At 53.1% G+C, this 10140-nt stretch carries 9 protein-coding genes; 8 read left to right on the forward strand and 1 reads right to left on the reverse strand.

The window, feature by feature from the left end:
• The 8 genes from pheT to PHV74_12125 form a co-directional block, all read left to right on the forward strand.
• Positions 1-2290 (forward strand): phenylalanine--tRNA ligase subunit beta (gene pheT, locus PHV74_12090; GenBank protein MDD5095096.1); only part of this gene is annotated, 2290 nt, incomplete at its 5' end.
• A 195-nt stretch (positions 2291-2485) separates the two neighbouring features.
• A complete protein-coding gene (cobA, locus tag PHV74_12095; GenBank protein ID MDD5095097.1) occupies positions 2486-3994 on the forward strand; it encodes a uroporphyrinogen-III C-methyltransferase in 1509 nt (502 codons plus the stop codon).
• A complete protein-coding gene (gene hemB / locus PHV74_12100; GenBank protein MDD5095098.1) occupies positions 3994-4968 on the forward strand; it encodes a porphobilinogen synthase in 975 nt (324 codons plus the stop codon). The genes cobA and hemB overlap by 1 nt, the downstream gene beginning before the upstream one ends.
• Before the next feature lie 17 nt (positions 4969-4985).
• Positions 4986-5828 (forward strand): 4Fe-4S binding protein, encoded by an 843-nt coding sequence (locus PHV74_12105; GenBank protein ID MDD5095099.1) that lies wholly within the window; start codon positions 4986-4988, stop codon positions 5826-5828.
• A 165-nt stretch (positions 5829-5993) separates the two neighbouring features.
• Positions 5994-7220, forward strand: a complete 1227-nt coding sequence (locus PHV74_12110) for a glycosyltransferase 87 family protein (GenBank protein MDD5095100.1) — start codon at positions 5994-5996, stop codon at positions 7218-7220.
• Between the two features lie 116 nt (positions 7221-7336).
• A complete protein-coding gene (locus PHV74_12115) occupies positions 7337-8542 on the forward strand; it encodes a homocysteine biosynthesis protein (GenBank protein MDD5095101.1) in 1206 nt (401 codons plus the stop codon).
• Between the two features lie 18 nt (positions 8543-8560).
• Positions 8561-8779, forward strand: a complete 219-nt coding sequence (locus PHV74_12120) for a NifU family protein (GenBank protein MDD5095102.1) — start codon at positions 8561-8563, stop codon at positions 8777-8779.
• 371 nt (positions 8780-9150) lie between these two features.
• Positions 9151-9561 carry an NIL domain-containing protein gene (locus PHV74_12125; GenBank protein MDD5095103.1) on the forward strand — a complete coding sequence of 137 codons (411 nt, stop codon included), beginning with the start codon at positions 9151-9153 and terminating at the stop codon, positions 9559-9561.
• Between the two features lie 205 nt (positions 9562-9766).
• Here PHV74_12125 and PHV74_12130 read toward each other — a convergent pair whose 3' ends face one another.
• Positions 9767-10024, reverse strand: coding sequence for a flavin reductase (locus PHV74_12130; GenBank protein ID MDD5095104.1), 258 nt, complete (start codon positions 10022-10024; stop codon positions 9767-9769).
• Between the last annotated feature and the right edge of the window lie 116 nt (positions 10025-10140).

The following is a 10140-nucleotide window of genomic DNA, read 5'->3' on the forward strand; positions in this document are numbered from 1 at the left end:
TATCGGCGCTAACTGGCAGAATGTGTTCGTGGGGGAGATCATCGGGATTGGGCCACATCCTAATGCGGATAAGTTGCGTCTGGCTACGGTCACTTTGGGGCAAGAGCCAATCACCGTGGTCTGTGGCGCGCCTAATATCGCCGTCGGGCAGAAGATCGCCTTTGCCAGAGTGGGAGCCAAGCTCTTCGACGGCCACTCTGGGAAATATATGGAACTTAAACCTGCCAAAATCCGCGGCGTGCAATCGGAAGGGATGGTCTGCTCCGAGAAGGAACTCGGAATTTCCGATAGCCATGAAGGGATTTTAGTGCTGGCTCAGGATGCACCCATAGGTCAGCCGCTGGCTGATTACATGGGCGATACCATTCTCGATGTCACCGTCACACCCAACCGTCCCGATTGCCTGAACCTGATCGGCATCGCGCGCGAGGTGGCGTCATTCACCGGAGCTAAAATGAGGTTGCCTCAGGTTCAATATCTTGAAGACGAAACTGCCACAAAAGACTTGATCTCTATCGAAATCCTGAACCCGGACCTCTGTCCCCGATATTGCGCCGGAATTATCAAGGATGTCAAAATCGGGCCGTCTCCTCGATGGATGCAGGAGCGATTGCTGGCTGCTGGGATGCGCCCGATCAACAATATAGTTGACATAACTAACTTCGTCATGTTCGAATACGGCCAGCCGTTGCACGCGTTTGATTATTATGGAATCGGCGGGCAGAAGATCATCGTCCGCCGTGCCGGTGCTGGCGAGAAAATGACCACTCTCGATGGGCAGGAGCGGCAGCTTACTCCGGAAATGCTGGTGATTGCGGATCAGACTCACCCGGTGGCTCTGGCGGGGGTGATGGGCGGAGCGGATAGCGAAGTGACCGAGGTGACTACCACTATCCTGCTGGAATCGGCTAATTTCAATAATGTCAGTATCAGGCGCACCTCGCGCGGGCTGGGGTTGATCAGCGAGGCCTCCCTTCGATTCGATAAGGGGCTTAGTCAGGGATTGCCCATGCCGGCGATTCGGCGGGCCATCCAGCTGATGGTTGACTACGCCGGAGGCAAAGCCACTCAAGGAATTGTCGATGCTTATCCCGGATTTACTCCTGCCAAGTCCGTCACACTCACTGGCGAGCGGGCCAAGCAGGTGTTGGGAATCGATTTTGGCATGGATCGCATTCGCAAGACGCTGGAATCGCTGGGATTCGAATGTCAGGCAGAAGGCGCTTCGGAGTTATCGGTTTCCATTCCGTACTGGCGGACGGATATCAAATTGCCGGATGACCTGATCGAGGAAGTGGCTCGAATCATTGGATACAGCGAAATTCCTACCACGATGCTGAGCGGGGCAGTCCCGTATCACAATCCCTCACCATTACGCGGCCTTCGGATGAAGATTCAGGACATTCTGACGGGCTGCGGAATGCAGGAAGTCATCAATTACTCGCTGACCGGCGAGGATATGCTGAAGAAGCTTCGCTATCAGGGAGAGTTCGGCGTGCCGATGAAACTGGCCAACCCGATGAGTCGCGATCAGGAATTGTTGCGCCTGAGCCTTAGAGGTGGACTTTTGACCAACTTTGTTGCCAACCAGCGCCAGGCCGATAAGGGCGTGATGCTGTTCGAGATCGGTAAAATCTATCTGCCGCGCCAGGGCGATCTGCCCATCGAAAAGGAAATGCTGGCCGGAATCGTGGGAGGGGGCAAAACCGGGAAATCATGGCTGGCCGAAAAAGGCGCTATGGACTTTTTCTTTGCCAAAGGTATTCTGGAGACGATGTTCCGGCATCTGGGGATTGAGGCCACCTATGAAAATGCCGAGGATGTCCTGCTTCTGCCGGGCAAGACGGCTTGTGTGAAGGTGAACGGAGAGCGGATTGGGGTTATCGGCGAGCTTCATCCCGATGTGGCTGGCGATTTCGATATCTCTCTGGAGCCGGTTTGCCTTTTTGAGATCGAAACTGAAAAGCTTCTTCCGATGGTGGAAAAGACCCGCGTCTTCCAATCGATTCCGAGGTATCCCAGCAACGATCGAGACTTGGCGCTGATTGTCGATGATGCTTTGCCAGCCCAGAAGGTTCGGGATATTTTGAAGAGTTTTCCCCAGATTGCTGACGTGATGCTGTTCGATGTGTTCCGGGGTGGGCAGGTGCCGGTGGGGAAAAAGTCGCTGGCCTTTGCCGTGCGATATCAATCGATGGAGAAAACCCTCGCCGATGATGAAGTGGACAAGATCCAACACAAGATACTGGCCCGGCTGGAGCGGGAAGTGGGCGCTGTGCTGAGGCAGTAGGAATCAGTGCTCAGTCATCTTCTCTCCCTTACCCCTTCGACATTGCTCAGGGCGAACGGGTTTGAGGAGAGTGCAGAGACACTTCTCTGCCGGGGTTTTAGGGGTGTCCCCAGTGTTCCCTTCTTTTCCCCCAAGATTGGGGAAAGGGGGTTGATCAAGCTTTTGCCACAGACTTTTTGTTTAGATGGGGATAAGATGAACGGCAAGGTTTATATCGTCGGGGCTGGTCCGGGCGATCCGGGGCTGATCACAGTCAAGGGAATGAAATGCCTCAAACAGGCCCAGGTCGTGGTCTATGATCGATTGATCGATGATAGACTACTGGAGATCGTTCCTCCCGGTGCCGAACTGATCTACGTGGGCAAATCGGCTAAACTTCATGCCAGAGAGCAGGACGAGATCAATCGGTTGCTGGTTGAAAAGGCATCTGAAGGGAAGACGGTGGTTCGGCTCAAGGGCGGCGATCCGTTCGTGCTGGGGCGGGGTGGGGAGGAGGCAGAGGAGCTTGTAGCCAATCATATTCCGTTTGAGATCGTTCCCGGCATATCCTCAGCGATTGCGGCCCCGGCTTATGCCGGCATACCGGTGACTCATCGTCAGGTTTCCTCATCGTTTGCCGTCATCACCGGACATGAAGATCCTCGAAAAGAGATATCGAGCATCAACTGGAAAAACCTGGCCACTGGAGTTGATACGCTGGTCTTCCTGATGGGAATGGGGAATCTGGGTAGGATCGTTCAGAAGCTCATCGAACATGGCAGAAACCCCGAGACGCCGGTGGCGTTGATCCGGCAGGGATCAACGCCGGAGCAGCAGACGCTGACGGGAACCCTTGCCGATATTGTCCAGAGAGCCAAGACGGCCGAATTTGAACCGCCGGTGGTGATCGTCGTCGGAGAGGTTGTCGGCCTTCGGGAGAGGCTGGAGTGGTTTGAAAACCGGCCCTTGTTCGGAAAGCGCATTCTGGTCACCCGATCCCGGATTCAGGCGAGCGCATTGAGTCAGCTGCTGAGAGAGCGCGGCGCTGAGCCTGTTGAGTTGCCGGTGATTGAAATCGTCGATGTCCTCGACCCTTCAGAGCTGGATCAGTCGATCCTGAACCTCGCCAATTACGAGTGGGTGATTTTCACGAGCGCCAACGGAGTGGAGGCATTCTGGAAACGTCTCGGAGCTCTAGGGTTAGATGCGCGCCAGTTCGCTCGAAGCGGAGTCGCCGCCATTGGCCCGGCTACTGCTCAAGCGCTGAAGGGCCGCGGCATAGTTCCTGATTTCATACCTCAGACGTACACCACTGAGGGCGTCTTATCTGGATTCAAGGAAAAGGGAATCCAGGGATGCCGCATTCTGTTACCCCGTGCCGATATCGCTCCGAAGGACCTCTTCGATGGACTTGCCAATCTGGGTGCAAATCCTACAGAGGTCGTTGCATACCTGACGAAACCGCCGGGCAAGGCTGTTTCTGACGGGGTGAGAAAAATGCTTCGGGATGGGAAGATTGATATCATCACTTTCACCAGTTCTTCTACCGTGATCAACCTAAAGGATGAGCTCGGAGATGATTGGCAGATGGCTCAAAAGGCCCGGATCGCGTGCATCGGGCCGGTGACAGCGGCAACTGCGGAAAAAGCAGGGCTGAAGGTGGATATCCTTGCCCAAGAATCGACGATTCCCGGTCTGGTGGCCGCGATCGAGGAGGCTTTCTGATGGCTGATTTCCCTCAACGGAGGCTGCGTCGACTTCGCCGGACCGAGGCTGTGCGGCGATTGGTTCGGGAAACACAGGTGGACATCGCCGATCTGGTCTATCCGCTTTTCGTCACCTGCGGTAAGGGCAAGAAGGAGGAGATCGAATCCATGCCGGGCATCTTTCGGCTATCGGAGGACAAGCTGGCAGCGGAAATCGAGGAGATTGCCGGACTGGGTATTTCGGCAGTGATTCTATTTGGCATTCCGCAGGCTAAGGATGAGGTTGGCACTTCAGCCTTTGCCCCGAATGGGGTGGTTCAAGGGGCCATCAAGTCAATCAAGAAGGCCGTTCCTAATCTTCTGGTCATGACCGATGTTTGCCTCTGTGAGTATACCAGTCACGGACATTGCGGTGTGGTTTCCGATGGGGAGGTGGATAACGACGAGACTCTGCAATTGCTGGCACGGATGGCAGTCTCCCATGCCGAGGCCGGAGCCGATGTGGTGGCTCCGTCGGACATGATGGATGGGCGAATCGGAGCTATCCGCAAAGCGCTGGACGATTCGAACTTCAGTCATATCCCAATCCTTTCCTATGCTGCCAAATATGCTTCTGCTTTCTATGGTCCGTTCCGGGAAGCTGCCCAATCGACGCCTGAGTTCGGGGATCGACGAGGCTATCAGATGGACCCTGCCAATATCAGGGAGGCGCTGAGAGAGATTGAACAGGATATAATCGAAGGGGCTGACATGGTGATGGTGAAACCCGCACTAGCGTATCTCGACGTCATTCGCGAAGCCAGAATGGCCTTCCACTATCCCTTGGCCGCCTATAACGTCAGCGGGGAGTATTCGATGGTGAAAGCGGCAGCTCAACGCGGCTGGATCGATGAGCGGCGGATCGTTCTGGAGATTCTCACTGCTATCAAGCGGGCCGGTGCGGATATCATCATCAGCTATCATGCCAAAGAGGCAGCTCGCTGGCTCCAGTAGGGCAAGAGAGAGCACCCATGACTACACCGAAGATCAAGCAGCCTGGATGCATCGAACAACGAGATAGCAATTATTTAACCCTCCGCACCAGAGTGCTGGCAGGACTTCTCTCTTGTGAACAAATGGCCGAGCTGATGAAAGTGGCCGAAGAATATGGCCGTGGAGTGGTACAGCTCACTTCCCGGGTGGGAGTGGAGATTCCCTGGATCAAGGCGGAGGACGTTAAAGCGATCTCCACCCGGTTGGCAAAGGTGAACCTGCCGGTCAGCGGTACTGGCTCGACCGTCCGGGCAATCGTTGCCTGCAAGGGAACCACCTGCAAGAACGGCTTATTCGATACTCAGCAGCTTTGTCGGGAACTGGATCAGAAATTTTTCGGGAAAAAGCTCTCCGCCAAGTTTAAGATGCGGATCGCAGGCTGCCCCAACAATTGCGTTATGGGAAGGACCAATGATCTCGATTTCATCGGGCAATGTGTCCCTCATATCAGCGATAGTTGCTCTCTGTGCGGGTCGTGCGTTGAAGTGTGCCCAGGCAAAGCCATCAGAGAGAAAGAAGGAGCCATCACCATTATTCGAAGCCAGTGTTTTAATTGTGGCAAGTGTGCCATGGTTTGCCCCGAGGGAGCGATATCATCCATCGAACAAGGGGTTGCCGTCTTCATCGGGGGGAAGTTTGGCAAGCAATACCGGATCGGGCAAAGGATCGAAGGGGTGTTTCCAATCGAAAAGGCAGTGGAAGTGGCAGATCGGTTAATCCGGTATTATGAGGATCATGCCAAGCCTGGAGAACGCTTTGGCGACACTCTGGATCGAGTGGGTGTGGATAGATTCCCGAATCGGTTGACCGTTCGTCAATAAGCTCCTCATACAACAAAGGTTTTTCCTGTCAGGTAACGGTCCTCTGGTGAGGTCTCATAGCCCATGTATTTGTCGGCTGTCTGTGCTATACTATTTCCGCTCTGATTCCGGCAAGCACAATCTTCTGAGAAGATCGGCAAATTGTATCACTGAATGGAATAACCAATGAATCGACTTTGGTTGATCTGCGTTTTCGGCTTGATTCATGCCTTTGTTTTCATGGTGCTGTACGAGGGGGCTTTCCCCGGGCATGCCGAGCCTGATAGCAGCCCCCTTTATCTGTTCTATGCCTCAAACGTTTTCGACGGCCAACTTCCGTACCGCGATTTTAGTATCGAATACGCTCCCTTATCGCTGCCTCTTTTCCTGCTGCCGAGGCTGGTTGCAGATACCCCCTCTGAATATCACGTGGCGTTTGCAGCAGAGATGCTTCTGTTTGATCTGATCGGCCTTGTGCTGATCTCATTGCTGGCGCGACGCTTGGGCGCTGCTCCCTGGAAAGCGTTGTTGGCCTACACGATGTTTCTGCTGGCAATCGGCTCAATCATTGCCTATCAGTTTGATCTTGTGGCGGCGGTGATGGTGCTCTTCAGCCTGTATGCTTTCTCGCGCGGGTGGAACACAGCAGGCTGGATTGGTCTGGGACTGGGCACGATGACCAAGATTTACCCCATCGTCGTTGTGCCCGTTCTTCTTCTCTATCTACTCAGCCAGAGGGATTTCCGGCGTCTGGTTCAAGGCGGTCTTACTTTCGCAGGAACGATCGTCTTGATCTCAATACCGTGCCTGATTCTCAGTCCATCGGGATTCTACGATTCGTTTTCCTATCACGCAGAAAGGGGAATTCAGATTGAGAGCACCTATTCCTCGGTGTTTCTCCTGGGAGATATTTGGGGTCTGGATTCGCCGGTACGGCTGTTTGACTACGGCGCCTGGGAGATCCGTAATTCGGTTACCGATGCGCTAGTGAATCTGACTCCGGGGATCATGCTTCTGGCCATGGCGTCGGTATACCTCCTTTATGTCAGGGAACTTCGTTCAGCACGCCGCACGCACGACCCAAATACCCAAGTGGTTCTCTATGCTACTCTGGCTATCGTGGCTTTCATGCTGGCCAACAAAGTGTTTTCACCTCAATATATCATCTGGCTTTATCCTCTGATTCCGGTGATTGTTCTGAGAAGCCGGTTTCTTCTCTGGGCTGCCTTCATTAGTATCGGCGTGCTGACTCAGTATATCTATCCTGATCACTACCTGGACTTGATTGCCATCAAGACTGAGCCCGTCTATGTGCTGGCACTGCGTAATGCCCTGTTGGTAGGGTTTGCCGTTATTCTCTGGCGAGGGAGTACGAAACAGCTCGATATGCCGTCTGGTGAATCACGATCATAAGTTTACACTCCGAGCTTTACAACCGATTTCTTCAGGGATATACTGAAATCAAGAGAGGGCAGCAGCAAGGGAATGCGCAGCGGCTTTTATGCCAACCTCCCAAAGGAAAATGTGACGTGTCCAAGACAATTGCTGAGATCAATCAGAGGATTAGCAGCGGTCAGGCTGTGGTAGTGACTGCCGAAGAACTCATCGATATCGTCGAAGAGAAGGGCGTGAAAAAAGCGGCCAAAGAGATCGATGTGGTTACCACCGGCACTTTTGCTCCGATGTGCTCGTCGGGGGCTTTTTTGAACTTGGGGCATACAGCGCCACGGATGAAGATCGGTGGCGGTAAGGCATACCTGAACGATGTTCCTCTTTATACCGGACTTGCGGCCGTGGATGTCTTTCTGGGTGCAACCGCCATGCCTGATGATGATCCGCGGAATAAGATCTATCCCGGCCACTTTAACTATGGCGGCGGGCATGTAATCGAAGAGCTGGTTGCCGGGAAAGATGTGAAGTTTGCAGCCACTACTTATGGAACGGATTGTTACCCCAGAAAGAAGATCGAGACTTGGATCAATCTCAAGAGCATCAATCAGGCTACACTTTTCAACGTTCGCAATGCTTATCAGAATTACAATGTTGGGGTGAATCTCTCCGAGAAAACGATTCATACTTATATGGGGGTGCTGAAGCCGAACCTGGGTAACGCGAACTACTGCAGCGCAGGCCAATTATCCCCTCTGCTGAAGGATCCGCATTACAAGACAATTGGCGTCGGGACAAGAATATTTCTTGGGGGTGGGGTCGGTTATGTGGCATGGCATGGCACGCAACATAATCCTGGTGTGTTGCGGGGAGATAATGGCGTGCCAAGGAGGGGTTCGGGAACACTGGCGGTAATCGGCGATCTCAAGCAGATGAAAGCGGAATGGCTGAGAGGGGTGAGCCTTCTCGGCTATGGGACCAGTATGACCACAGGTATAGGGATTCCCATACCGATACTCTCAGAGGAGACGGTTCGGTATGCGGCAGTCAGGGACGGGGAAATATTTGCGCCCATTGTGGATTACTCTGAGGCTTACCCCCAGCGCAAACCGGATATTCTGGGAGAGGTGAGTTATGCTCAGCTCAAGAGCGGGAAGATCTCAATAGGGGGCAAAGAGGTGCCCACGGCTCCTCTCTCCAGCTATTCCAAGGCGGTGGAGATCGCCAATATTTTGAAAGAGTGGATCAAGAAGGGGGAGTTTCTGTTGACTGAACCGGTGGCTCCGCTGCCGGGTGTGGAAGCGGGAATCGAGTCCAATGCCCTCAATGAAAGACCGATAGAGTAACCGAGACGGAGGAAGATTTTGAAAGAAAAAGTTGAAGCTGCCCTGAACAAAATACGACCGGCATTACAAGCAGATGGTGGGAATGTCGAACTCATTGATGTAACGGATGGTGTGGTGAGTGTGCGGCTTATGGGCGCTTGCGGAGGCTGCCCGATGGCGGCGATGACGTTGAAAAACGGAATCGAGAAAATACTTAAAGAGCAGGTTCCCGAAGTAAAGAAGGTTGTTTCAATTTAGGTTATCTGTGGTTGCAGCCGGACAACAGTGGGTATCCGTCATGCAGGAAAAAACCTTTAGCTGTTATTCCTGTGGTAAAGAGACAGAGCATGTAGAAGGAAGACCGCCTTGTGAGGAGCTCGGTGGGTGGGTTATGGCTTCTCACTGGAAAGGAAAGGAATCGGTCGATCACTACAGCTTCTGTTCTGTGGAGTGCTTGCATGAATGGTTGCATGGGCAGATTACCCAGGTGCCGGATGTATTCCTGAAGTCTTTTGACCAGTAGGCATGTGGAATATTTCTGCAGTTTAGTATTTGGAATTCTGTATTCATCTGTCGGTTAGGGTTTAATCAGCACTTTCATGGCGAGTGCGAGAACAGAAGAGGATAAAGTGGCCGTATCGAGAAGAGTGGTGCTTCATTTCCCCCGCTCCCTTGTGGATCAGGCAATCATGTGTCGCTTGGCGAGGGAGTTCAATATTGACTTCAACATTCTAAAAGCCTCCGTGAAACCGAATGAGGAAGGCTTGCTGGTGGTGGTGTTGAGCGGCACAAAAGCCGACTATGACAAGGCAATGAAGTACCTGGCGGAGACGGGGGTGGGAGTCCAGCCACTGAGCAAAGACGTTATCCGTAATGAGAAGAAGTGCACCCATTGTGGCGCCTGTACTGTGCTTTGTCCCACAAATGCTTTGACCTTGGACCCCGCAACAAGAAAAGTGAACTTCAAAGATGCAAAGTGCATTGCTTGCGGCATCTGTGTGCTTTCCTGCCCGCCCCGGGCAATGGAGATCAGCTTCTAGTCCGGCCTCGATTTCTCTCCCCGGCAAGGTTCTTCAGGGGATATCTTCTTTCAGGGCATGCAGATAGCGTCTCAGCGATCCCTTAACACTTATCTCTGATTCGTTGCTGCTGAGCTTGTCGATGGGCAGATGATTATCGTAAAGCCATTATTAAAGCACTACACTGGCCCGATAATTGACGGGACCGAATCTGGAACCTTGCCCCTCACTTATAGTCGATGCCGACGTCAATCTTCCCGCGGGAATCAATGGCTACCATTTTGGAGTAGTGGATGGTGAAGAGGTGGCTTGCCTTTTGAGGGTCCCCGTGAATGGCAACGACCTCTCCGTTGTAAAGCGTATGGTCGCCGCACTCCATTTGGCCCTGAATCCTGCACTCGTAAGCTATGGTTGACCCATCGATAATGGGAGGCCTGATGACTTTGGCCGGCATGGTGGTAAATCCGGCTAATGCTAGTGTCATGTCATGCTTGTATTGACGCTAAAATAGCGGTATAGTAATCTTCAGAAAGGAGGTTGCTATGCCCCTATTGAAATACAAGGTCAGATTGACGGACGAGGAGCGCAATGAACTCAAAA

This window comes from Dehalococcoidia bacterium, from assembly GCA_028711995.1.
Lineage (GTDB): Bacteria > Chloroflexota > Dehalococcoidia > SZUA-161 > SpSt-899 > JAQTRE01.

What these genes read in the sequence shown, in the direction of transcription:
- cobA (MDD5095097.1), top strand. Translation starts at nt 2,486, where the DNA reads ATGAACGGCAAGGTTTATATCGTCGGGGCTGGTCCGGGCGATCCGGGG.
- hemB (MDD5095098.1), top strand. Translation starts at nt 3,994, where the DNA reads ATGGCTGATTTCCCTCAACGGAGGCTGCGTCGACTTCGCCGGACCGAG.
- PHV74_12105 (MDD5095099.1), top strand. Translation starts at nt 4,986, where the DNA reads ATGACTACACCGAAGATCAAGCAGCCTGGATGCATCGAACAACGAGAT.
- PHV74_12110 (MDD5095100.1), top strand. Translation starts at nt 5,994, where the DNA reads ATGAATCGACTTTGGTTGATCTGCGTTTTCGGCTTGATTCATGCCTTT.
- PHV74_12130 (MDD5095104.1), bottom strand. Translation starts at nt 10,024, where the DNA reads ATGACACTAGCATTAGCCGGATTTACCACCATGCCGGCCAAAGTCATC.